Genomic DNA, 22,336 nt, shown 5'->3' with positions numbered 1-22,336 from the left:
GGCGCCGAGCTCGCCGTCGACGGTGCCGTCGCGGCGGCGCTCGGCGTCGATGAAGGCGGCGTCGGCCGCGCCGATCGCGGCGAGCCGGGCGACGACGCGCCAACGGAGGCCGGCGTACCAGGCGAGGCCGTCGACCCCGTCGGCGTCGAGCCAGCCCTCGAGGAGGGTGGCGTCGCGCGAGGTGGACGCGAGACCCTCGACGAAGGTCAGCCGCAGCTCGTCGTCGGTCGCGCCGGCGAGCCCGGTCGCGAACGTGTCGGCGAGCGTGGCGACGGCCGCCTCGACGTCGTCGGCGGCCACCCGCTCGGGAAGGGTGGCCAGGCTGCGCATGACGATGGTCGTGACGATCATCGGATAGGTCTCGACCGGCAGGTGCCGGGCGACGATGTCGAGGTAGGCCTGCGGGTCGAGCCGGCGCGTGCGGACGGCGTGGAACCACTGCCCCCACACGACCGCACGGGCCAGCGGGTCGTCGAGCTGCGGCAGCCGATCGGCGAAGGCCGCGAGCGAGAGCTCGTCGAGCGCGACCTGGGCGTAGGTCTCGCTGCGTGCGTTGGGCAGCACGACCCGGCCCCTGAGCTCGGGCAGCCGCACCGGCTCGTCGCCGAGGTCGACAAGCACCGGGTCGAGCGGCGCGAGGTCGTCGTCGTAGGCCGCCACGTGGAGCCGGTGCGGGCGCGAGCCGTCGCGGTGCAGCACCGGGGTGCCGTCGGCCTCGCGCTCGACCCGGATCGTGTCGAAGCCGGTGGTGCGCAGCCAGGTGTCGGCCCAGCCGACGGCGTCGCGGTCGGAGGCGGCGTCGAGGGCAGCGACGAAGTCGGCGAGGACCGCGTTGCCGAACCGGTGCTCGGACAGGTAGGCGTTGACGCCCGCCAGGAACGTCTCGTCGCCCAGCCAGGTCACCAGCTGTCGCAGGCTCGCGTTGCCCTTGGCATAGCTGATCATGTCGAAGTTGGTGGCCGCGGCGTCGACGTCGGGGACGTCCTCGGCCTCGGGCGCGACCGGGTGGGTCGAGCGCCGGCTGTCGGCCCGGTAGGCGTGGACCTTGCGCGTCGTCTCGAAGCCGACCAGCAGGTGCGGGAAGCCGGCCGCGGCCTCGGCGACGCGGTAGCCCATGTAGTCGGCGAACGACTCCTGGAGCCAGGTGTCCTCCCACCACGTCATCGTCACGAGGTCGCCGAACCACATGTGGGCCATCTCGTGGGCGATCGTCGTCGCGCGCGAGGAGCGCATCCGGCCCGTCGTGCGGCCGCGGGGGAGGTACTCGTCGCGGTAGGTCACGCAGCCCGGCGTCTCGAGCGCGCCCCAGTTCTGCCCGGGCACGAACGCCTGCTCGTAGGAGTCGAACGGCATCGGCTCCTCGAAGAGCGTCGCGTAGTGGTCGAAGCACGCCTCGGTGGTGGACCGCAGCTCGTCGAAGTCGCGGTCGAGCTCGGCGCCCAGCGACGCCCGTGCGTGCCACGCGAACGGGATGCCGGCGTGGTCCCACCGGCGCGAGTGCCACGGTCCGGCGCACACCACGAACATCGCCGTCGGGATCGGCAGCGTGGTCGTGAACGTCCACCGGCCCGCGGCCTCGTCGTGGGTGTCGACGCGGCCGTTGGCGACGACGGTCCACGCCGGGTCGGCGGTCACGGCCAGCGAGACGCGGGCCTTGAGGTCGTTCTGGTCGAAGCAGGGAAAGACCCGCTGGGCGACGTCCATCCCCAGGTAGGCCGAGACGTAGGTCGCCCCGTCGGCCGGGTCGGTGAACGTGTGCATCCCGTCGCCGTCGGTCACGTAGGGCACCCGCGCGACCACGACGACCTCGTGGGCCGGGCCGGCGGGCTGCTGGTCGAGGCCGACCAGGTGCAGCCGCTTGCCGTCGTACGCCGTCTCGGCGTCGGCCTGGGCGCGGCCGTCGACGGTCACGGTGAGGTCGGTGGCCCCGGTGAGCTCGAGGAAGGTGGTCGGCGCGGTGCTGGCGAACCGCACCGTCGCGGTGCAGCCGTAGTGGCCCTGGTCGGGACCGGTGAGGTCGAGGTCGAGGTCGTAGGAGACGCCGGACACGGCGGCGGCACGGGCGCGGGCTTCGGCGAGGGTCAGGCTCACGGGGCCACTGTAGGGAGGTGACCGATTGGCCTGGACCGACCGGTTCCGCGTAAGGTTCACGGGTTGCCTCGGCGAGGGAGTTCACCGCTCCGTGATCGACAGGGCCGGCTGTGAGAACGCCGCGCTGTCGCGCGGCGTTCGTGCTTCCAGCCCGGCCCACCGACCACGACGCACTGAACCCAGGGAGCCCCACCATGTCCGACACCGTGAAGATCCAGGCCGAGAGCCGCACCGAGTTCGGCAAGGGCGCGGCCCGCCGCATCCGCCGCGACAACAAGATCCCGGCCGTCATCTACGGCCACGGCAACGACCCGATCCACGTCACCCTGCCCGGTCACGGCACGATGCTGGCCCTCAAGCGCGGCGGCTCCAACGCGCTCCTTGAGCTCGACATCGACGGCACCAGCCAGCTCGCCCTGACCAAGCAGGTCCAGATCGACCCGATCCGCCGCGCCATCGAGCACATCGACTTCGTCGCCGTCCGCAAGGGCGAGAAGGTCACCGTCGACGTGGCGATCAACGTCATCGGCGAGGCCGGCCCCGACACCCTCGTGGTCATCGAGAACCAGACCGTCCAGGTCGAGGCCGAGGCCACCACGATCCCCGAGCAGATCGACATCAGCATCGAGGGCCTGGCCGCCGGCACCCAGATCCTGGCCTCCGAGCTCGCGCTCCCCACCGGCACCACCCTGCTGGTCGACGGCGACACCCTCGTCATCAACATCACCGAGCAGATCAGCGCCGAGGCCCTCGAGGCCGAGCTGGAGGAGGCCGAGGCCGAGGCCGGCATCGAGCGCGAGGAGTCCGACGAGGACGAGGCCGCCGCGGCGGCCGACGAGGCTGCGGCCGAGGAGGCCCCGGCCGGCGAGGAGTGATCCTCCCGCGGCTCAGGTGGTTCCTGGGCCGACTGATCTCCCCGGTCTCACCGACCGGTTCATCACCGCAGCAGGAGAACGACGACATGTCCGAGGTGTGGCTGGTCGTCGGTCTCGGCAACCCTGGCGAGAAGTACGCCGGGCACCGCCACAACATCGGCTACCTCGTCGTCGACGAGCTCGCCCGCCGTCTCGGCACCCCTCTGCGCGCCCACAAGACCGGGCGCGCGGAGGTGGCCGAGGTCCGCCTGGGCGCGCCCGGCTCCGACGGGCCGCGACTCGTCCTCGCCCGGCCGCGGTCCTACATGAACGAGGTCGGCGGACCCGTCAAGGCGCTGGCCACCTTCTACAAGGTCCCACCGGAGCGGATCATCGCGATCCACGACGAGCTCGACATCGCCTTCGGCACCCTGCGCACCAAGCTCGGAGGCGGCGACAACGGCCACAACGGCCTGAAGTCGATGCGCTCGTCGTTCGGCACCGGTGACTTCTACCGGGTGCGCGCCGGCATCGGCCGCCCCCAGGGTCGCCAGGAGGTCGCCGACTTCGTGCTGTCCAACTACTCCGGCGTCGAGCGCAAGGAGCTGCCCTTCCAGGTCGACACCGCGGCCGACGCCGTCGAGTCCCTGGTCACCGAGGGCCTCGACAAGACGCAGCAGAGGTTCAACAGCTGACGGTGACGTCCGGTCGCCCTCGACCTGCAGGGCCGGGCGGTTAGGGTCCGTCCGTGCGGCAGCGTCATCTCGAGACGGTGACTGGCGCGTGACGCCAGCTCACCTCCCCGGGGCTACCCCGGGGGCCACCGGAAAGTTCGGGCATCGCACCGCGCGCGATCCGCTGCGCTTCGCTGCAGGTCTTCGCGCGCACGACGGGACAGGTCGGGCGACGCTGCCGCACCCCACGCCTCCGACCGACGGGCTCGCGTGAGGGCCGACCTCGCGCGGGCGCTGGCCGCGGCCTTCCTCGCGGGGGAGTGGACCGAGGCCGGGATGGTCGCCGGCGGGTGGAGCGTCCTGGCGCACAAGCGCCGCTGGGTCAGGCCGCTCGCGCGACAGACCCTCGAGCTCTATCCCCGGCCGCCCCACGACCGACCCCGCGAGCTCGCGACGGTCCTCGCGGGTCTGCCCGCGGCCGACAAGGCGGTCGGCGCCGACCGGCCGGTGGCGCAGCCCGTCGCCGGCACCCGGATGCTCACCAACCGGTGGGGGCTGCCGATGCTCCACGACCTCGACGACCTCGGCCGCTTCCTCGACCTCCGTCCCGCAGAGCTGGACTGGTACGCCGACCCCCGCGGCTGGGCCCGCCTCACCGGCCAGCCGCGCCTGCAGCACTACCGGGTCAGCCACCTCGTCGCCGCCAGCGGCGGCATCCGGGTCCTCGAGGCTCCCAAGCGCGAGCTCAAGGGCATCCAGCGCCGCCTGCTCGACGAGCTCCTCTCGCTCGTGCCGCCGCACGACGCGGCCCGCGGCTTCCGGCCGGGCGGCTCGGTCCGGCGGTACGCCGCCCCGCACGCCGGGCGACCCGTCGTGGTGCGGCTGGACCTCGAGGCGTTCTTCGCCAGCGTCACCGTCGGCCGCGTCTACGGCACCTGGCGCACCGCCGGCTACCCCGAGCCGGTCGCGCACCGCCTGGCCGGGCTGGTGACCAGCGTGCTGCCCCTGTCGGCGTGGCAGGCGGTGCCCCGCCCCGCGAGCGTCCACCTGCACGACGCCCACTGGCGGCTGGGCCGGCGACTCGCCGTGCCCCACCTGCCCCAGGGGGCGCCGACGTCGCCCGCCCTGGCCAACCTCTCGGCGTACGGCCTCGACGTCCGGCTCACCGCGCTCGCGCGGTCGTGGGGCGGGCGCTACACGCGGTACGCCGACGACCTCGCCTTCTCGGGCGACCGCGGCTGGGGGACCGGCACCTCGCGGCTGCTGGACGCGGTGGAGGTGATCGTGCGCGACGAGGGGTTCCGGCTCCATCCGCGCAAGACCGGCGTGATGCCGCGGGCCGGGCGCCAGATGCTGGGCGGGCTGGTCGTCAACGACCGCCCGCGCGTGGGTCGCGCCGAGGTCGACCTGCTCCGCGCGATCCTGCACAACTGCCGACGGCACGGGCCCAGCACCCAGAACCGCGAGGGGCACCCCGCCTTCGAGGAGCACCTGCGCGGCCGGATCGCCTGGGTCGCCCAGCACGACCCCGTCCGCGGTGCGCGGCTGCTGGCCGAGCACGCCGCCGTCGACTGGTCTCGCTAGGCCTGTTTGCGGGCGGGGTCAGACCAGGTCGAGGGCCATCGCCACGTCGGCGCGGGCGTAGGGGCCGGGTTCGTGCTCGTCGGCGCCGAGGTGTCTGAACCCGTGTGCCTGGTAGAGGTGGACTGCCGCTGCGAGCCGCTGGTTGCTCTCGAGCTCGATCCGGGTCGCGCCCAGCCGCCGCGCCCGCTCGACCGCCGCACCGACCAGCGCGCGTCCGGTGCCGTGGCCCCGGTGCCGGGGTGAGACCGCCATCTCGACCAGCTCGACGACGCCGGGACGGGCCGGGGCGAGGCCGGGGCGAGTGGGGCCGGAGACGGGTCCAACTCGTTCGATCGCTCGAGTTGGGTGGGTGGTGGGGCCGGGGACGGGTCCAACTCGTGCGATCGCTCGAGTTGGGTGGGTGGTGGGGCCGGGGACGGGTCCAACTCGTGCGATCGCACGAGTTGGGTGGGTGATCGGGCCGGGGACGGGTTCAACTCGTTCGATCGCACGAGTTGGCCCACCCTGCCGCCTCTCCGGGCGCGAGGCCCAGGTCGAGTGGTGCCAGGTCAGTTGATGATCTCGCCGCGCTCGTCGGCGCGGAGCGCCGCGAGCCGGTCGCGCCACGCCTGCAGCGCCTCGGGGGTCTGACGGGTCCAGTCGGTGACCTCGCCGACGACCCTAAGGGGTTCCCGGCTCCGGTAGGACCGGGTCGGGTTGCCCGGGAACTTCCTGTCCGTCACGTTGGGGTCGTCCTCGAAGTCCCCGGTCGGCTCGACGAGGTAGACCCGCGGCTCGCCCGTGCCCGCGGCAAGCTCCGCGGCCAGCCCGGCGCCGTCTGCCAGCGCGGTGAAGTAGACGTGGTTCATCACGACCTCGGGCCGGTAGTTGGAGCGGAAGCCCGCGGTAAGGAGCCCGCCCACCCGTAGGTCGGCCCTGGTGCCGTGGAAGAACGGCCCCTCCTCGGTCCAGTCGCCCACGTCGCCCACGTCCCAGCGTGTCAGGCGAGCGTCGCCAGGGCGGCGAACGTCGCGCTGAGGTCGGTGTCGTCCCCGAGCACCTGCAGGCAGACGTGGTCGGCGCCGGCGTCCCGGTGCTCGGCGACCCGGCGGGCGATGGCGTCGACGTCGCCGATACCGACGAGGGCGTCGATGAGGGTGTCGCTGCCGCCGTCGGCGAGGTCGTCGTCGGTGAAGCCGGAGCGCTTCCAGTTGTTGGTGTAGTTGGGCAGGCCGAAGTACATCGCGATCGCCTTGCGGGCGACGGCGCGGCCGCGGTCGACGTCGTCGTCGAGCACGACGCCCAGCTCGGGCGCGCACAGGGCGGTGCCGACGCCGGCGCGGGCGGCGGCGGTGTTGGTGGGGGTGACGAGGTAGGGGTGGGTGCCGAGGCTGCGCTCGGCGGCGAGCGCGAGGTTCTTGGGGCCGAGCGCGGCGAGCACGCGGCGCTCGGGCGGGAGCGGGTCGTCGGCCGCATCGAGCTCGTCGAGGAACCACCGGGTACGGGCGAGCGGCTTGGCGTAGGTGTGGTCGGTGAGCGCGTCGATCGCCGGGGCGTGGCTGACCCCGAGACCGACGTAGAGCCGACCCGGGTACTGCGCCTCCAGCCGGTGCCAGGCGTCGGTGACCGTCTCGGGGGTCTCGAGCCAGATGTTGACGATGCCCGTGGCCACCGTGATGCGCTCGGAGCCGGCCAGGACCTTCTCGACCTTGTCGAAGACCCCGGTCTCGATCCCACCGGAGATCCAGATCGCGCCGTAGCCGAGCTGCTCGAGCTCGGCCCCCAGGCGGGCGAGGACGTCGTCCGGGAGTCCGCGCGAGACCCATGCCCCGAGTCGGCCGAAGGGATGGGCGGTCGAGGAGGTGGTCACGGCTCGAGCCTACGGAGCACCGCGTCGGGACCGACGGCGGCTGCTTCGACCTCGACTGACCGCCCGAGCGAGGCGGGTCAGGCGGACTCGTCGACGCTCGCACGCTCGGCGGCGGCGCGCAGGCCGGCACCGACCGCACTGGCGTGGACCATGAGCGGATAGATCGCCCCAGCCATGATCGTGGACCCGAGCCAGATGAAGAACGGGTGACCGCTCGTGCCGTCGCAGTCAGGAGCGGCGACGTCCTCGCAGTTCACGCTGCGGGGCCACCCGAGGAAGAGCACGGCCGCACCGATCAGCAGCAGCCAGATGCCGACGACGGCGTAGCGCTTGATGATCAGGCCCGGGTCCTTGGCGTCGGTCACGCGCGCAGTGTCACACGCGCGAGGTCGCGCACACCGGGGGTTGGCGAGACTCGGGACGGACCGACGGCTTCGCGGCCGTCGTCGCCCGGACCCTAGGGTGTCCGGGTGACCTACGAGCCGAGCCAGCCCCCCGCGTCCGCCGCCACCGACGACCACGTGCTGGCGGCGTGGCTGGCCGAGGAGGCCGGACGTCGGCTGCTCGAGGTGCGGGCCGAGGGGCTCGAGGGGCGGGAGCTCAAGGACGCCGGCGACGCCGCCGCGCACGAGCTGCTCATGGCGCTGGTCGCCGAGCACCGGCCCGACGACGCGGTGCTGTCGGAGGAGGGCAAGGACGACAAGGTACGGCTGACCTCGGAGCGGGTCTGGATCATCGACCCCCTCGACGGCACCCGGGAGTTCTCCGAGCCGCCGCGCGACGACTGGGCCGTCCACGTCGCCCTGTGGGAACGCTCCGGCGGTGACGGCGGCGACCTGACGGCCGGCGCGGTCGCCCAGCCGGCGCTGGGGGAGACGTTCACGACCGGCGCGCCTCCCGTCGTACCCCCGAGCACCAGCGAGAGCCCGCGGATCGCGGTCTCGCGCAGCCGTCCGCCGGAGTTCGTGCACGGGCTCGCCACCGAGCTCGACGCCCAGCTGGTCGCGATGGGGTCGGCCGGGGTCAAGGTCCTCTCGGTCGCGCGCGACATCACCGACGCCTACGTCCACGCCGGCGGCCAGTACGAGTGGGACAGCGCCGCCCCGGTCGCCGTCGCCCGCGCGGCCGGCCTCTTCACCAGCCGCATCGACGGCACGCCGCTGCGCTACAACCAGGACGACGTCTACCTGCCCGACCTGGTCGTCTGCCGACCGGAGCTGGCCGACCGGATCCTGGCCTGGATCGCCGACAACGACGTCACGTGAGCGACGGGGTGACGATCCGGCACGTCCTCCTCGACGCCGACGGTGTCCTGCAGGACCTGCCCGGCGGCTGGTTCGACCGGCTCCGCCCGTGGCTGGGCGACCGCTCCGAGGAGTTCATCAAGCAGTCGTGGGTCGACGAGGTCCCGACGCTGCGCGGCGAGGGCGACTTCTTCGACCACCTCGGCAACCACCTGGCGGCGTACGGCGTCGACGTGGGCGTCGAGGAGCTCTTCGCCGCCGTGTGGACGTCGATCGAGCTCGTGCCGTCGTCGATCGAGCTGGTGCACCGGCTCCGCGCGGCCGGGTACGGCGTCCACCTCGGCACCAACCAGGAGCGCCACCGGGCGGCCTACATGCGCACGGAGCTGGGCTTCGACGAGCTCTTCGACGTCTCCTGCTACTCCTGGGAGCTCGGCGCGATCAAGACCGAGCCGGCCTACTTCGAGCAGGCGGCCGCACTGATCGGCGCCGACCCCGCCGAGATCCTCTTCGTCGACGATCGCCTCGACAACGTCGAGACCGCGCGCTCGGTCGGCCTAGCCGGCGTGCACTGGACCTTCACCGACGGTCTCGACGCAATCGAGTCGCGGCTCGGCGAGCACGGTGTCAGGGTTGCGGGATGACGTCCTTCATCTCGCACACGACCATCGACTGCCGCAACGCCTACGAGCTGTCGGAGTGGTGGAAGACCGTCCTGGGCTATGCCGACATCGAGGGCGACCCCAACGAGCCCGGTCACGAGGAGTGCATGATCCGTGACCCCGAGTCCGGCCACCAGCTGCTCTTCATCGAGGTCCCCGACGCCGACCTGCCGGCCAAGCGCATCCACTTCGACGTCGCCTCGCGCGACGGCTCGCGCGACGACGAGGTCGCCCGCCTGCTCGCCCACGGCGCCACCGAGGTCGCCGACCACCGCGGCAAGTACGGTCCCGGCACCGGGTGGGTCACCCTCGCCGACCCGGAGGGCAACCAGCTCTGCGTGATCCGCAACCAGGCCGAGCGGAGCGAGTAGCCGAGGGGGAGGAACGAGCCTCCGGCGTCGAGACCACCGCAGCCGGACCACGCAGGCGGGCTCGGGCAGGTCGGCTGCGGAGGCTTCGAGGCTCGTCGCTAGCGCTCCTCGCACCTCAGCCGCCGTCAGGGCTGGACCTGCAGGATCCGGTCGTCACCGTCGCGGGGCGTGCCGCGGCCGTCGCGGTTGCTGGTGGTCAGCCACAGGGTGCCGTCGGGGGCGACGGCGACCGTGCGCATCCGGCCGTAGTCGCCGACGAAGAACGCCTTCGGGGCGACGGCCCGCCCGCCCTTGACCGTGACGCGCCACAGCCGCTCGCCCTTGAGCGCGGCCATCCAGAGCGAGCCATCGGTGTAGGCCAGGCCGGACGGGGAGTTGTCGTCGGTGGCCCAGGTCTGCTGGGGGTCGACGTAGGTCGGGGCGCCGCCCACGCCCTCGACCTCGGGCCACCCGTAGTTGCCGCCGGCCTCGATCCGGTTGAGCTCATCGAAGGTCTTGTCCCCGAACTCCGAGGCCCACAACCGGCCGGCGTCGTCGAAGGCGAGGCCTTGGATGTTGCGGTGGCCGAAGGAGTAGACGGGCGTGCCGAACGGGTTGCCCGGGGCGGGGTCGCCGTCGGGGGTCAGGCGGAGCACCTTGCCGCCGAGCGAGTCCCGGTCCTGCGCCAGCGCGCCCTCGCCCGACTCGCCGGTGGAGACGTAGAGCAGCCCGTCGGGACCGAACTCGAGCCGGCCGCCGTCGTGGATGAACCCGTTGGGGATGCCGTCGAGCAGGACCTCGAGCCGGGTGCCGAGCCGACCGCCGCGCAGCGTCGTACGGACGACGCGGTTGTCGGTCGCGGTGGTCAGGTAGAGGTAGACGAGGGTGTCCTGCTCGAAGTCGGGGGACAGGGCGACGCCGAGGAGACCGTCCTCGGCCCCGCCGCCGGTCGGCCGGGCGGCCTCGACGACGCCGAGCTCGGTGACCTTGCCGGCGGGCGTCACGCGCAGCACCCGGCGGGTGTCGCGCTCGGTGACGATGGCGTCGCCGTCGGCGAAGAAGTCGAGTCCCCACGGGGCCTCGAGCCCGGTGGCGATCGTGGCGACGACCTCGGGCGGTCCGGACGGGGTCGCGGGGTGCGCGGGAGTGGTCGGGGGCGAGGTCGGGGTCGTCTGCCCGGTCGTCGGGGTCGGTACGTCGGGTGCGTCGGAGACCGGCGGGGTCGTCCCCTCGAAGACCGTCACGTCGGTCTCGTTGCCGCCGCCCCCGCACCCCGCGAGCGCGAGCGACACAACGAGGGGGAGGACGAGGGCGACGCCGACGCGACGACGCACGCGGGTCAGCCGACCTTGTCGAGGAACTCGAGCAGCAGCCGGTGGACGACGTCGGGCTTCTCCATCGGGAGGAAGTGGGAGCCGCGGAGCTCGACGTAGTCGGCGTCGCTCATCCGGGCCGCGGCGCTCGCCATGTCGCGCGCGCCGGCGAGCACGTCCCAGGTCGCCGCGACGAACATCGCGGGCACCTGGATGGTCGACAGCGAGACGCGGGCGTGGCGCGAGGTGCTGAGGGCGAGGTGGAAGTACCAGTCGAGGGGGGTGGTGAGGAACTCCTTGATGCCGATCGCCGCGAGCTCGGGGTCGCGCACCGGCAGCATGAAGCCGGAGTGGGAGATCGCTGCGACGACCCGGGGGCCGATGGGCAGTCGACGCGCGACCGGGGTGAGCGCCTTGCCGGCCACCGACATCACCCGCGAGAGGTTGACCGTGAGCGCGCGGGCCACGGCGTGCGGCACGTGGAGCGGGCCGAGCATCGTCGCGAAGGTGTCACCGGGAACCCCGGCCACGGCGAACAGTCCAGCCACCCGCTCGGGGTGGCGGAACGCCAGCTCGAACATCGTGTTGACCCCCATCGACCAGCCCATCAGGGTCGCGCGGTCGATGCCGAAGTGGTCCATGACGGACAGGCCGTCCTGCACGAAGTGCTCGATCTCGACGTGGGACGGGTCGACAGGCCGCTCGGAGCCGCCGACACCGCGGTGGTTCCACGAGACGATCCGCACGCCGCAGTTGGGGTCGAGCAGGGCCGGCCAGCACCAGGCGTTGGTGCCGAGGCCGTTGCAGAGCACGACGGTCGGGCCGTCGATGAGGCCGTCGGGGTCGTTGGTCCAGGCCCGCAGGTGGGTCCCGTCGTCGGACAGGATGTCGCGGAAGGCCGGCGAGGCGACGGTGGCGGTGCGCGCGGCGGAGGTCGGCATGCGCCGATTCTGCCCCACGAGGGGGAGCGAGGGGCGGCTCAGCCGCGCGACGCGCGCAACGCGGGGACGTTGCCGCGCTGGTCGGCGGGCCCCTCGGGCCGGGTGACGGCGGCGTCGAGGCCGTCGAGGTAGTCGGCGACGTCCTGTCGCTCGACGCGCCGCTGGGCACACGCGGTGGCGGCGACCATGGCGTTGCGGCGGGCCTGCTGCTGGGAGGCGACGGGCCAGTCCTGGAGACGCTGCACCAGCCCGCGGAGAGGGCTGGCCATGGGAGGCGTTCCGAGCATGGACCCGAACGTACGCCGCCATGCGCGGCTGGTCATCACCTCGACGTGACAACTGGGTGAACTCATCCGATTTTCTCAGTCGGGCACGGGCTCGGCGAGCACCACCCGCTGCCGGGTAGCGCCGATGCTGGCCGCGACGACGCAGCCGACGGCGAGCCACTGCAGGGCGCTGAGCGTCTCGGAGACCACGAGGATCCCGGCGAGCGCGGCCGCGGCGGGCTCGAGCGACATCAGGATCCCGAAGATCGCCGGCCGGAGCGAGCGCAGCGCCACCAGCTCACAGCTGTAGGGGACCACCGACGACAGCAGCCCCACGGCGGCGCCGAGCACCAGGACTCGGGGGTCGAGCATGCCGTTGGTCGCGTCGCCGACGAGCAGGAACGGGCTCACCAGCAGCGTCGCGACCACGCTGGCCAGGGCGAGCCCGTCGAAGCCCTCGAAGCGCCGGCCGGTGGCGCCGGACAGCAGGATGTAGGCCGCCCAGCAGGACCCGGCGAGCAGGGCGAACAGCACGCCCAGCACGTCGAGGTCGGCCCGCTCGGCGCCGAGCAGCCCGACGCCGACGGCGGCGAGCCCGACCCACACCAGGTCGCGTGCGCGGCGCGAGCCGACGACGGCCAGGGTCAGCGGACCGACGAACTCGATGGTGACGGCGATGCCCAGCGGGATGCGCGAGAAGGACTGGTAGATCGCCAGGTTCATCATCCCGAGGCTCGCCCCGAACCCCAGCAGCACCAGCAGGTCCGAGCGGGACCGGCCGCGCAGCCGGGGGCGTGCCCAGACGAGCAGGACCAGCGAGCTCGTCGTCAGCCGCAGGAACACCAGAGCGCTGGGGGACACCTCGGCGAACAGCGCCTTGGCGACGCCCGCGCCGAGCTGCACCGACGCGATCCCGACCAGCACCAGGACGATCGGGGACGGTCGCGGCACCGGGTCACCGTAGCGAGGGACGACGCTCGCCCTTCGTGCCCGCCCTTGCCAGGTCACGAATGTGTCACGATGCGCGGATGGCGAACTTCCGCGTGAGCCGCTCCACCTCTGTCGCCGCGGACCCGGCGCTGGTGCACCGACTCGTCAACGACTTCCACGAGTGGCCGGCCTGGTCGCCGTGGGAGGGGGTCGACCCCGAGCTCCAGCGCACCTACAGCGGCGCCGAGGCGGGGGTGGGCGCGCACTACGCCTGGTCGGGCAACCGCAAGGCCGGCCAGGGCTCGATGGAGATCACCGGCTCGACGCCCGAGCGCGTCGACGTCGCGCTGACCGTCCTCAAGCCGTTCCGCTCGACCAGCGTCGTCACCTTCGAGCTCGCCGCCACCGGGGCCGGCACCGAGGTCACCTGGGTGATGACGGGCGAGCAGAAGGGTCTCGCGGCCGTCCTCGGCAGGGTCGTGTCGATGGACCGGCTCGTCGGCAAGGACTTCGAGCGCGGGCTCGCGCAGCTCAAGGCCACCGCCGAGGCCTGACCGCCGTGGGGCGGGACCACCGTCCGGGACCGGTCACGGACGCCGGCGGGCCGCGCCTATCCTCGAAGCATGAACGACCAGCCCGACATCAAGCCCCGTTCCCGCGACGTCACCGACGGGCTCGAGAGGGCCGCCGCGCGGGGCATGCTCCGCGCCGTCGGCATGGGTGACGACGACTGGGTGAAGCCCCAGATCGGCGTCGCGTCGTCATGGAACGAGATCACGCCCTGCAACCTGTCGCTCGACCGGCTGGCCAAGGCGGTCAAGAACGGCGTGCACGCGGCCGGCGGCTACCCGCTCGAGTTCGGCACCATCTCGGTGTCCGACGGCATCTCGATGGGCCACGAGGGGATGCACTACTCGCTGGTCTCCCGTGAGGTCATCGCCGACTCCGTCGAGACCGTGATGATGGCCGAGCGGCTCGACGGGTCCGTCCTGCTCGCCGGGTGCGACAAGTCGCTGCCCGGCATGCTGATGGCCGCCGCGCGGCTCGACCTGTCGTCGGTGTTCCTCTACGCCGGCTCGACCATGCCCGGCAACGTCGACGGCAAGGACGTCACGATCATCGACGCCTTCGAGGCCGTCGGGGCCTGCCTGGCCGGCAAGATCACCCGCGCCGAGGTCGACCGCATCGAGCGCGCCATCTGTCCCGGCGAGGGCGCCTGCGGCGGCATGTACACCGCCAACACCATGGCGTCGGTCGCCGAGGCGATCGGCATGTCGCTGCCCGGCAGCGCGGCGCCCCCGGCCGTCGACCGTCGCCGTGACGGGTTCGCCCACAAGTCCGGCGAGGCCGTGGTCAACCTGCTCCGCCACGGCATCACCGCCCGCCAGATCATGACCAAGGAGGCGTTCGAGAACGCCATCACCGTCGTCATGGCTCTCGGCGGCTCGACCAACGCCGTCCTGCACCTGCTCGCCATGGCCCGCGAGGCCGAGGTCGACCTGACCCTCGACGACTTCAACCGCGTCGGCGACAAGGTGCCGCACCTCGGCGACCTGAAGCCCTTCGGCAAGTACGTCATGAACGACGTCGACCGCGTCGGCGGCATCCCCGTCGTCATGAAGGCCCTGCTCGACGCCGGCCTGATGCACGGCGACTGCCTCACCGTCACCGGCCGCACCATGGCCGAGAATCTCGCCGACATCGCCCCGCCCGACCTCGACGACGAGGTCCTCCGCTCGCTCGACCGACCGATCCACGCCACCGGCGGCCTCACCATCCTCAAGGGCTCGCTCGCCCCCGAGGGCGCGGTCGTCAAGAGCGCCGGCTTCGACGAGTCGGTCTTCACCGGCACCGCCCGGGTCTTCGACGGCGAGCGCGCCGCGATGGACGCCCTGGCTGCGGGCCGCGTCGTCGCGGGCGACGTCGTCGTCATCCGCTACGAGGGCCCCAAGGGCGGTCCTGGCATGCGCGAGATGCTCGCCATCACCGGTGCCATCAAGGGCGCCGGCCTCGGCAAGGACGTCCTGCTGCGCACCGACGGCCGCTTCTCCGGCGGTACGACGGGCCTGTGCGTCGGGCACGTCGCCCCGGAGGCCGTCGACGGCGGTCCGATCGCCTTCGTGCGCGACGGCGACCAGATCACCCTCGACGTGCTCAACCGCCTGCTCGAGGTCGAGTTCGCGGGCGACGACCTCGAGGCGCGTCAGGTCGGGTGGCAGCCGCTGCCGCCCAAGTACACCCGCGGCGTCCTCGGCAAGTACGCCAGGACCGTCACCTCCGCGGCGCACGGCGCCGTCACGTCCTGAGCCCCGCGGTCGACAAGCACGGCGCCGCGATCGCGGTCGCCGCGATCGTGCTGCTCGTCGTGGTCGCGGGCCTGGTGCGGCTGGTCGACGGCGGCGCCTCGACCGAGCCGGCGCGGGCCGACTCCCGCCCGAGCCCGGCGGCCGGCGTACCGACCTCGGTGCCGCCGGCGCGGCCACCCGCCACGGCCCCGCCACGGCCGACGCACGCCGCCAACGGCCACGTCTTCGGCGCGGGCCGCTTCCTCGTCGCCTACTACGGCACCGGCGGCACCGGCTCGCTCGGGGTGCTCGGCGAGACCGACCCCGAGACCATGCACCGGCGGCTGGCCCGCGCGGCCCGGCCGTTCCGCGACCTCGCCCGCCGGCAGGGCGGGCAGGTGCAGCTCGTCTACGAGCTCATCGTCACCGTCGCCGACCCGGTGCCCGGGCCGGGCCGCGACTACAGCCACGACATCCCGCGCCGCGTCGTCCAGCAGTACGTCGCCGCTGCCCGCCGGCACGGCGCGCTGCTGCTGCTCGACCTCCAGCCGGGGCGGGACCGGTTCATCGACGTCGCGCGACGCTGGACCTGGGCTCTGCGCCAGCCCCACGTCGGCCTCGCCCTCGACCCCGAGTGGCGGATGGGCCGGCGGCAGGTGCCCGGTCGCGTGATCGGCTCGATGAGCGCCGGCGAGGTCAACCTCGTGTCGGGCTGGCTCGACGAGCTCCGGCGCCGCAACGGGCTGCCCGAGAAGCTGCTGGTGCTCCACCAGTTCCGCGCCGCGATGGTCCGCGACGTGGGGCAGGTCGTGCGGCGACCGGGCCTCGCGATGGTCCAGCACGTCGACGGGTTCGGCACCCCGGGCCAGAAGCTCGACACCTACCGCGCCGTCGAGCGATCCCGGCAGTTCCACATGGGCTTCAAGCTCTTCTACGACGAGGACGTGCGGCGGATGTCGGCGCGGGACGTGCGCCGGATCCGGCCCGCGGTGCGGTTCGTGTCGTTCCAGTAGTCGCGACGTCTCAGAAGTAGTCGCGGATGTGCAGCGGCCGGGAGCCGAGGAGCGCGTCGAGGACGGCGTCGTGGGTGGTGGGGCCGGTGAGGTGGCCGGTCATCCGCAGGTTGGCGCAGGACTGGGCGCCGGCGTACTTCAGGGCCAGGCCCTGGGTGGTGAAGGTCGGGCCGTCGGTCGCGGTCGTGGCCTCGCACACCGTGCCGTCGGCGCCGACGGTGAGCAGGTAGGACCCGTCGGCGGTGCCGAGCCGGTCGCCTGCGACGGCGAACCCGACCTCGGCCTCGAGCCCCGGCACGGTGGGAGCAGCGGCGGTCAGGGCGGCGGCGGGGTCGTCGACGCGGAGCATGTAGGGGTGGCGGCTGACGACGTCCCAGGTCGCAGTCGGAAGCACGAGGCGGGCGGGGTCCTCGCCGCTGGTGCGCAGCCTGACCGTGCCGGCCACCGAGGTGTGCGTGCCGAGCATCCGCCACAGCGCGCGGTAGCCGTCGGCGGTCGTCGCGACCAGGTCGTGCACCTCGAGGCTCGAGGTCGTCGGGTCGTAGCCCGCGCCGCGGTCCCACTGGGCGTAGCCGACCACCCGGTCGTCGGCGTCGACCGCCAGCGACACGGCGGTGACGTCGTCGACCAGCTCCTGGTCGGTGGCCGCGAAGCGCGGCCCGGTCCGGGTCAGCGGGCCGTTCTGCGCGGCCGCCCACTCGTCGTACACGGCCTTGAGGGCGGGTACGTCGGCGGGCGCGGCCCGGCGTGTGCGGGTGGCGACCGGCGCGCGGACGCCGGCGAGCTCGGCCGTCGGGATCACGACGGTGTCGAACGACGCCACCAGCTCGTAGCCCAGCGGGCGATAGATCCCGTTGGCCGTGGGGAAGAGCGTCGAGAGCACCTCGCCGCGCTCGGCCGCGGCGGCCAGCGCCGCCCGGAAGACCGGGAGGAGCAGGCCCTCACCGCGGCGCTCGGGCGCGACCGCGACGCTGGCGATGCCGCAGGTCGCGACGCTCGACCCGTGCCACCAGGACGCGTAGGTGTGCGCGGCGACGCGGGCCACGAGCTCGGGGCCGTCGAGCGCCAGCCAGACCTCGCGGCCCTCGGGCAGGCTCGTCGGCTGCGGGGGCATGCCGCCCGGCTGCTGCCCGAAGGCCTCGACCGAGAGCCGGTAGGACTGCGGGTAGTCGTCGAGGGTGTAGCGGCGGATCTCCACGAGGGGTGTCTACCAGGTGTCGACCGGGAGGTGGCTCCCGCGGAGCCGGCCGTCGTGGTCGGCGGCGTCGACCACCCGCGCGACCAGTCCGCGCGTCTCGGCCGGGTCGACGACGTCGTCGATCTCGAAGTGCCGGGCGACCTCCAGCGCGGTCGAGTGCTCCTGGGCGTAGGCCGTGAGCTCGCGCACGGTCCGCTCGCGCTCCTCGTCGTCGGTGATCGCCTCGAGCTCGCGGCTCATCGAGAGCCGCACCGCGCCCTCGAGCCCCATCGCGCCGAGGTGGGCACCGGGCCAGGCGATGGTGAGCAGCGGCTCGTGGGTGCTGCCGCCGAGCATCGCCTGTGCGCCTAGCCCGTAGCCGCGGCGCAGCACGACCCCGACCAGCGGCACGGTGAGCCGGGCGCCGGCGACGAGGAGGCGCGAGGTGTGGCGCACCAGGCCGGAGCGCTCGGCGTCGGGGCCGACCATCATCCCGGGGGTGTCGACGAGCGAGACGACGGGGAACCCGAACGCGTCGCACAGCTGCAGGAACCGCGCCGCCTTGTCGCCCGCGTCGGCCGTGATCGCACCGGCGACGTGACGGGTGTCGTTGGCGACGAACCCGACCGTGCGCCCCTCGACCCGTCCGAGGGCCGTGACGAGCTCGGGCGCGAAGGTGGGTCGCAGGACGGTCACGGTGTCGACGTCGGCGAGGATCTCGACGACCGCCTCGACGTCGTAGGACGTCCGCTCGCCCTCGGGGACCAGGTCGCGGAGCGGCGTCTGGTCAGCTGCCGTCCAGTCGGTCTCGCGGCCGAGGAAGTAGCCGATGAGCGCGCGGGCGGCGTCGACCGCGTCGGCGTCGTCGACGGCCACGTCGACGCACCCGTTGGCGGTCATCACGTCGAGCGGCCCGACGTCGGCGGCCGCCACCTCGCCCAGCCCGCCGCCGGCGATCATGGCCGGGCCGCCCATGCCGAGGCTCGAGCGGGGGGTGGCGACGACGAGGTCGGAGCAGCCCGCGACCACCGCGTTGCCGGCGAAGCAGTTGTCGTCGACGACCGCGATCCGCGCGACCTTGCCGGACAGTCGCGCCCAGGCCGCGAACGTCGTGACGTCGAGGGCCGAGACCAGCGGGATGTCGGTGTCGCCGGGTCGTCCGCCACCGCCGGCCGCGAAGAACACGGTGGGCAGCCGGAGCCGCTCGACGACGTCGAGCAGCCGGTCGGTCTTGCGGTGCCCGCGCATCCCCTGGGTGCCGGCCATCACCAGGTAGTCGTAGGAGAGCACCGCCACCTGGTGACCGTCGATCGTCGCCAGACCACCGACGATCCCGTCGGCCACGGTGCGGTCGAGCAGGTCGTCGAGCTCGCGCTTGTCGGACTGCGCCGCGGTCACGAACCGGCCGTACTCCACGAAGCTGCCCGGGTCGACCAGCGCCGCGACCTTCTCGCGCGCGGACGTCCCGCCGCGGGCGTGGTGCCGGGCCACCGCCTCCGGTCGCGCGGCGTCCTCGGTCAGTGCTCTGCGGGCGAGGACCTCGAGGAGCTCGGGGCGGATCACGTGGCGAGTGTAGGGAGGTCCCACGGCTAACCTCGCCCCCGTGACCGACCTCGACGCGGACGACCCGCTGGCCCACCTCCGCGACCACTTCGTCGGCACCGACTCCGACCTCGTCTACCTCGACGGCAACTCGCTCGGCCGTCCGCTCAGGGTGACCGGCGAGCGGCTCCGGGCGTTCGTCGAGCAGGAGTGGGGCGGGCGGCTGATCCGGGGGTGGGACGAGTCGTGGTTCCTGATGCCCGAGGTGGTCGGCGACGAGATCGGGCGGGTCTGCCTGGGGGCCGCTCCCGGCCAGACGGTCGTGGGTGACTCGACGACGGTGCTGCTCTACAAGGCGATGCGCGCGGCGGTCGCGCTGCGGCCCGGGCGCACCGAGATCGTGGTCGACCGCGACAACTTCCCGACCGACCGCTACGTCGCCGACGGGGTCGCCCGGGAGTGCGGGCTGACGCTGCGGTGGATCGACGTCGACACCAGCGCGGGAGTCACCGCCGAGCTGCTCGCCGAGGCGGTGGGGGAGCAGACGGCGCTCGTCGTGCTGAGCCACGTGGCCTACCGCTCGGCGTGGCTGGCCGACGTACCGGCCCTGACGCAGCTCGCCCACGACGCCGGTGCCGTCGTGCTCTGGGACCTGTCGCACTCGGTCGGCTCGGTGCCGATGGCGCTCGACGCGTGGGACGTCGACCTGGCGGTCGGCTGCACCTACAAGTACCTCAACGGCGGACCCGGTGCGCCGGCCTTCGTCTACGTCGCCGAGCGGCTCCTCGACGAGGTGACCCAGCCGGTCCAGGGCTGGATGGGGGCGACCGACCCGTTCCTCATGGGTCCGACGTACGCCCCGGCCGGCGGGGTCCGCCGGATGCTCTCCGGCACGCCGCCGGTCGTCGGGATGCTCGGCCTGCAGGACATGCTGGCGCTGATCGACGAGGTCGGGATGGACGCCGTGCGCGCCAAGTCGGTCGCGCTCACCGAGCACGCGATCGCCACGTCTGCCGACCTGCTGCCCGACACGACGCTCGCCTCACCGAGGGACGCCGAGCGGCGGGGCGGGCACGTCACCATCAACCACCCGCTGATGCGCGAGGCGACCGCCGAGCTCTGGCGCCGTGACGTCATCCCGGACTACCGCGACCCGCACGGCCTGCGGCTCGGGCTGTCCCCGCTCTCGACGTCGTTCGCCGAGGTGACGCGCGGGCTCGAGACGGTCCGCGAGGTGCTCGACGGGCTCACACCGTGAGCGCCGTGCGCTACCCCGCCCCGCTCCGACCCGGCGACACGGTCGGCGTCACCGCGCCGTCGAGCGGGGTGGGCGACGCGCTGCGGCCGCGCCTCGACCACAACGTGCGGTGGCTGCGCGAGCGCGGCTACGAGGTGTGGGTCGGTGACTGCCTGGGCGACGACCGCGTGGTCTCCGCGCCCAAGGACAAGCGTGCCGCCGAGCTCACCGCCATGCTGCGCGATCCGTCGGTGCGCGCGATCGTGCCGCCGTGGGGCGGCGAGCTCGCCATCGACCTGCTCGACCAGCTCGACTGGGACGAGCTCGCCACCCTCGAGCCGACCTGGCTGGTCGGCTACTCCGACCTGTGCTCGCTGCTGCTGCCGTTCACGACCCGGCTGGGCTGGGCGACGCTGCACGGCACCAACCTCATGGACACCGCCTACCGCACGCCCGAGGGCCTGCTGCACTGGACCGACCTCGTGTCCGGCCCCGGCCCGTTCCACCAGCGCAGCCCCGGCCGCCACCGCGTCGGCACGTGGGACGACTACCGCGCCGACCCCGGCGTCGAGGACCTGACCCTCGACGGCACCGGCACCTGGGAGGTCGTCGGCGGCGGCGGGCTCGACGTCACGGGCCGGCTGGTCGGCGGGTGCGTCGAGATCGTGTCGATGCTCGCCGCGACGCCCTACGGCGACGTGCCCGGCTGGGCCGCCGACCACGCGGCCGAGGGCGCGGTCGTGTTCGTCGAGGTGGCCGAGGCCGACCCGTTCACCGTCGCCCGGTCGCTCCACTCGTTGCGGCTGGCGGGGTGGTTCGACGAGGCGACCGCCGTGCTGATCGGCCGTACGCCGGCCCCGGACGACGACAGGCTGAGCCAGCGCGAGGCGGTGCTCGACGCCCTCGGCGGGCTCGACGCGCCCCTGGTGCTCGGGGCCGACATCGGCCACACCCAGCCCTGGATGCCGCTGGTCACCGGCGCGCTCGCCCGGGTGGTGGTCGGCGGCGGGACCGCCGAGGTGACCCAGCACCTCGAGTGACGGTACCCGGAGGGGTGGTCGTCGGCCTGCGAGCCTGGCGGGGTGGCCCAGCTCCCCGCACCGCCGTCGCCCGGTGCCGGCGCGACCCCCGACGACGTCGTCGCCTGGGTGCGCGAGCACCTCGGCGACCTCGCCCGTGAGGGCGCGGACGGCGTGCGCCCGGGCGTGGTGCGCGGCGGGCAGGTCGCGGCGGACGTGGCGCTCGCCGGGCTCGACGTCGCCGGCTACGCCCGCTCGCGCAGCACCGTGCTGCCGGAGTCGCGCCGCGGGGCGACCCGGATGTCGCCCTACGTCCGGCACGGGCTGCTCACGCTCCCCGAGCTCTGGGACGCCGTCGCCGACGCGCCCGCCCGCGACGCGGGCCGCTACCGCGACGAGCTGCTGTGGCAGGAGTACGCGCGCCACCTCTACGCCCGGCTCGGCCCCGACCTGGGCCGGTCCGTGCGCCGCGAGCAGCCGCGCACCCCGCAGCCGTGGCAGGAGCCGCTGCGTCGTGACATGGCGTGCAGCGACTACCTGGTCACCTCGCTGACCGAGGACGGCTGGCTGGTCAACCAGACCCGGATGTGGCTGGCCTCGCAGTGGTCGGTCCGGGCCGGCGGCGACTGGCGGGCCGGCGAGGACGCGATGTTCGCCCACCTGCTCGACGGCTCGCGCGCGGCCAACCGGCTCGGCTGGCAGTGGACGATCGGCACGGGCAGCGGCAAGGCCTACGGCTTCAGCCGGTGGCAGGTCGAGAAGCGCGCGCCCGAGCTGTGCCGTGGCTGCGCGCTGCGCGAGGCCTGCCCGATCGACGGCTGGCCCGACGCCGCCGTCGGGCCGTCGGTCGTCGGCGGGCCCGACCTCGGCAAGGGGCCGGTCCCCGGCGGTCCCGACGCGGTCGAGGGCGACGGCGGTGAGGTCGTCTGGCTGACCGCCGAGTCGCTCGGCACCGGCGACCCCGCGCTCGCCGCCGACCCCGACCGGCCGGCGGTGTTCGTCTTCGACGAGGGCCTCCTGCGCGAGCTGCGGCTCTCGGGCAAGCGGCTGGTCTTCCTGGCCGAGTGCCTGGGCGACCTGGCCGCCGAGCGCCCGCTGGAGGTACGCCGCGGGGACGTCGTCGCCGAGCTCGGCTCGCGACGTCTCGCGGCGACGTACGCGCCGGTGCCGGGGTGGGCCCGGCTCTCGGCCGGGCTCGACGTGGTCGAGACCCATCCCTGGCCGTGGCTGGTGCCGCCGCTGTCACGGCCGGTCCGGTCGTTCAGCGCCTGGCGGCGCACGACCGGTCTCTAGCTGTTGACCTGC

At 73.6% G+C, this 22,336-nt stretch carries 23 protein-coding genes; 12 read left to right on the top strand and 11 right to left on the bottom strand.

Annotation, left to right across the window (positions count from 1 at the left end; translation table 11 throughout):
- Nucleotides 1-2,091: aminopeptidase N (pepN, locus tag Q7T52_RS15825; protein WP_304804157.1), on the bottom strand; the 2,091-nt coding region annotated here is incomplete at its 3' end.
- Nucleotides 2,092-2,285: 194 nt separating this feature from the next.
- On the opposite strand from pepN, the gene Q7T52_RS15820 reads away from it, so the two are divergent.
- From Q7T52_RS15820 to Q7T52_RS15810, 3 genes are all read left to right on the top strand, one after another.
- The gene (locus tag Q7T52_RS15820) at nucleotides 2,286-2,966 is read left to right on the top strand and encodes a 50S ribosomal protein L25/general stress protein Ctc (protein WP_304804155.1); all 681 of its coding nucleotides are present in this window, start codon (nucleotides 2,286-2,288) and stop codon (nucleotides 2,964-2,966) included.
- 86 nt (nucleotides 2,967-3,052) lie between these two features.
- A complete protein-coding gene (pth, locus tag Q7T52_RS15815; protein ID WP_304804153.1) occupies nucleotides 3,053-3,640 on the top strand; it encodes an aminoacyl-tRNA hydrolase in 588 nt (195 codons plus the stop codon).
- Nucleotides 3,641-3,889: 249 nt separating this feature from the next.
- Complete coding sequence (locus tag Q7T52_RS15810; RefSeq protein WP_304804151.1) at nucleotides 3,890-5,203, top strand: reverse transcriptase family protein; 1,314 nt, start codon at nucleotides 3,890-3,892, stop codon at nucleotides 5,201-5,203.
- An 18-nt stretch (nucleotides 5,204-5,221) separates the two neighbouring features.
- Here the strand turns inward: Q7T52_RS15810 and Q7T52_RS15805 are convergent, their stop codons facing one another.
- The 4 genes from Q7T52_RS15805 to Q7T52_RS15790 all read right to left on the bottom strand — a co-directional run bounded on the left by Q7T52_RS15805 (nucleotide 5,222) and on the right by Q7T52_RS15790 (nucleotide 7,417).
- On the bottom strand, nucleotides 5,222-5,809 hold the full coding sequence (locus Q7T52_RS15805) for a GNAT family N-acetyltransferase (RefSeq protein WP_304804150.1): 588 nt from the start codon (nucleotides 5,807-5,809) through the stop codon (nucleotides 5,222-5,224).
- On the bottom strand, nucleotides 5,752-6,162 hold the full coding sequence (gene arr, locus Q7T52_RS15800; RefSeq protein ID WP_304804148.1) for an NAD(+)--rifampin ADP-ribosyltransferase: 411 nt from the start codon (nucleotides 6,160-6,162) through the stop codon (nucleotides 5,752-5,754). Before arr ends, Q7T52_RS15805 begins: the two co-directional genes overlap by 58 nt.
- 20 nt (nucleotides 6,163-6,182) lie before the next feature.
- Nucleotides 6,183-7,052: a TIGR03620 family F420-dependent LLM class oxidoreductase gene (locus Q7T52_RS15795; protein ID WP_304804146.1), complete on the bottom strand. Its 870-nt coding sequence runs from the start codon at nucleotides 7,050-7,052 to the stop codon at nucleotides 6,183-6,185.
- Between the two features lie 77 nt (nucleotides 7,053-7,129).
- The gene (locus tag Q7T52_RS15790) at nucleotides 7,130-7,417 is read right to left on the bottom strand and encodes a hypothetical protein (RefSeq protein WP_304804145.1); all 288 of its coding nucleotides are present in this window, start codon (nucleotides 7,415-7,417) and stop codon (nucleotides 7,130-7,132) included.
- A 105-nt stretch (nucleotides 7,418-7,522) separates the two neighbouring features.
- Between Q7T52_RS15790 and Q7T52_RS15785 the strand changes: the two genes are divergently transcribed.
- The 3 genes from Q7T52_RS15785 to Q7T52_RS15775 are packed head-to-tail and all read left to right on the top strand — an operon-like array spanning nucleotide 7,523 to nucleotide 9,329.
- Complete coding sequence (locus Q7T52_RS15785) at nucleotides 7,523-8,317, top strand: 3'(2'),5'-bisphosphate nucleotidase CysQ (protein ID WP_304804143.1); 795 nt, start codon at nucleotides 7,523-7,525, stop codon at nucleotides 8,315-8,317.
- Nucleotides 8,314-8,940, top strand: coding sequence for an HAD family hydrolase (locus Q7T52_RS15780; protein WP_304804141.1), 627 nt, complete (start codon nucleotides 8,314-8,316; stop codon nucleotides 8,938-8,940). The genes Q7T52_RS15785 and Q7T52_RS15780 overlap by 4 nt, the downstream gene beginning before the upstream one ends.
- The gene (locus Q7T52_RS15775) at nucleotides 8,937-9,329 is read left to right on the top strand and encodes a VOC family protein (RefSeq protein WP_304804140.1); all 393 of its coding nucleotides are present in this window, start codon (nucleotides 8,937-8,939) and stop codon (nucleotides 9,327-9,329) included. The genes Q7T52_RS15780 and Q7T52_RS15775 overlap by 4 nt, the downstream gene beginning before the upstream one ends.
- A gap of 125 nt (nucleotides 9,330-9,454) precedes the next feature.
- Here the strand turns inward: Q7T52_RS15775 and Q7T52_RS15770 are convergent, their stop codons facing one another.
- The 4 genes from Q7T52_RS15770 to Q7T52_RS15755 form a co-directional block, all read right to left on the bottom strand.
- Complete coding sequence (locus tag Q7T52_RS15770) at nucleotides 9,455-10,642, bottom strand: sorbosone dehydrogenase family protein (protein WP_304804138.1); 1,188 nt, start codon at nucleotides 10,640-10,642, stop codon at nucleotides 9,455-9,457.
- Nucleotides 10,643-10,647: 5 nt separating this feature from the next.
- On the bottom strand, nucleotides 10,648-11,562 hold the full coding sequence (locus Q7T52_RS15765) for an alpha/beta fold hydrolase (RefSeq protein ID WP_304804136.1): 915 nt from the start codon (nucleotides 11,560-11,562) through the stop codon (nucleotides 10,648-10,650).
- A gap of 38 nt (nucleotides 11,563-11,600) precedes the next feature.
- Nucleotides 11,601-11,831 carry a hypothetical protein gene (locus Q7T52_RS15760; protein ID WP_304804134.1) on the bottom strand — a complete coding sequence of 77 codons (231 nt, stop codon included), beginning with the start codon at nucleotides 11,829-11,831 and terminating at the stop codon, nucleotides 11,601-11,603.
- A gap of 93 nt (nucleotides 11,832-11,924) precedes the next feature.
- Entirely contained in the window at nucleotides 11,925-12,779 is an 855-nt protein-coding gene (locus Q7T52_RS15755) for a DMT family transporter (RefSeq protein WP_304804132.1), read from the bottom strand.
- A gap of 77 nt (nucleotides 12,780-12,856) precedes the next feature.
- Between Q7T52_RS15755 and Q7T52_RS15750 the strand changes: the two genes are divergently transcribed.
- The 3 genes from Q7T52_RS15750 (at nucleotide 12,857) to Q7T52_RS15740 (ending at nucleotide 16,056) form a co-directional block, all read left to right on the top strand.
- Nucleotides 12,857-13,312 (top strand): SRPBCC family protein, encoded by a 456-nt coding sequence (locus tag Q7T52_RS15750; protein WP_304804130.1) that lies wholly within the window; start codon nucleotides 12,857-12,859, stop codon nucleotides 13,310-13,312.
- Nucleotides 13,313-13,381: 69 nt separating this feature from the next.
- The gene (ilvD, locus tag Q7T52_RS15745) at nucleotides 13,382-15,064 is read left to right on the top strand and encodes a dihydroxy-acid dehydratase (protein WP_304804128.1); all 1,683 of its coding nucleotides are present in this window, start codon (nucleotides 13,382-13,384) and stop codon (nucleotides 15,062-15,064) included.
- Nucleotides 14,971-16,056 (top strand): hypothetical protein, encoded by a 1,086-nt coding sequence (locus tag Q7T52_RS15740; protein WP_304804126.1) that lies wholly within the window; start codon nucleotides 14,971-14,973, stop codon nucleotides 16,054-16,056. Before ilvD ends, Q7T52_RS15740 begins: the two co-directional genes overlap by 94 nt.
- Nucleotides 16,057-16,066: 10 nt before the next feature.
- Here Q7T52_RS15740 and eis read toward each other — a convergent pair whose 3' ends face one another.
- Both eis and Q7T52_RS15730 read right to left on the bottom strand, forming a co-directional pair.
- Entirely contained in the window at nucleotides 16,067-17,254 is a 1,188-nt protein-coding gene (gene eis, locus Q7T52_RS15735; RefSeq protein WP_304804124.1) for an enhanced intracellular survival protein Eis, read from the bottom strand.
- A gap of 9 nt (nucleotides 17,255-17,263) precedes the next feature.
- Nucleotides 17,264-18,796 (bottom strand): acyl-CoA carboxylase subunit beta, encoded by a 1,533-nt coding sequence (locus tag Q7T52_RS15730; protein WP_304804123.1) that lies wholly within the window; start codon nucleotides 18,794-18,796, stop codon nucleotides 17,264-17,266.
- 40 nt (nucleotides 18,797-18,836) lie between these two features.
- Between Q7T52_RS15730 and Q7T52_RS15725 the strand changes: the two genes are divergently transcribed.
- Genes Q7T52_RS15725 through Q7T52_RS15715 form a run of 3 tightly spaced genes read left to right on the top strand, consistent with a single transcriptional unit; the run spans nucleotide 18,837 to nucleotide 22,324 of the window.
- Complete coding sequence (locus Q7T52_RS15725) at nucleotides 18,837-20,033, top strand: kynureninase (RefSeq protein ID WP_304804121.1); 1,197 nt, start codon at nucleotides 18,837-18,839, stop codon at nucleotides 20,031-20,033.
- Nucleotides 20,034-20,038: 5 nt separating this feature from the next.
- A complete protein-coding gene (locus Q7T52_RS15720) occupies nucleotides 20,039-21,052 on the top strand; it encodes a S66 peptidase family protein (RefSeq protein ID WP_304804119.1) in 1,014 nt (337 codons plus the stop codon).
- Nucleotides 21,053-21,094: 42 nt separating this feature from the next.
- Complete coding sequence (locus Q7T52_RS15715) at nucleotides 21,095-22,324, top strand: FAD-binding domain-containing protein (protein WP_304804117.1); 1,230 nt, start codon at nucleotides 21,095-21,097, stop codon at nucleotides 22,322-22,324.
- The last annotated feature ends 12 nt before the right edge of the window (nucleotides 22,325-22,336 follow it).

The sequence above is a fragment of the Nocardioides sp. genome, from assembly GCF_030655615.1.
Taxonomy (GTDB): Bacteria; Actinomycetota; Actinomycetes; order Propionibacteriales; family Nocardioidaceae; genus Nocardioides.
Note: the sequence above shows the minus strand (reverse complement) of the source record. Positions and strands in the feature narration are given on the sequence as shown.

What these genes read in the sequence shown, in the direction of transcription:
- pth (WP_304804153.1), top strand. Translation starts at nt 3,053, where the DNA reads ATGTCCGAGGTGTGGCTGGTCGTCGGTCTCGGCAACCCTGGCGAGAAG.
- Q7T52_RS15775 (WP_304804140.1), top strand. Translation starts at nt 8,937, where the DNA reads ATGACGTCCTTCATCTCGCACACGACCATCGACTGCCGCAACGCCTAC.
- Q7T52_RS15750 (WP_304804130.1), top strand. Translation starts at nt 12,857, where the DNA reads ATGGCGAACTTCCGCGTGAGCCGCTCCACCTCTGTCGCCGCGGACCCG.
- Q7T52_RS15760 (WP_304804134.1), bottom strand. Translation starts at nt 11,831, where the DNA reads ATGGCCAGCCCTCTCCGCGGGCTGGTGCAGCGTCTCCAGGACTGGCCC.
- Q7T52_RS15765 (WP_304804136.1), bottom strand. Translation starts at nt 11,562, where the DNA reads ATGCCGACCTCCGCCGCGCGCACCGCCACCGTCGCCTCGCCGGCCTTC.
- Q7T52_RS15820 (WP_304804155.1), top strand. Translation starts at nt 2,286, where the DNA reads ATGTCCGACACCGTGAAGATCCAGGCCGAGAGCCGCACCGAGTTCGGC.
- ilvD (WP_304804128.1), top strand. Translation starts at nt 13,382, where the DNA reads ATGAACGACCAGCCCGACATCAAGCCCCGTTCCCGCGACGTCACCGAC.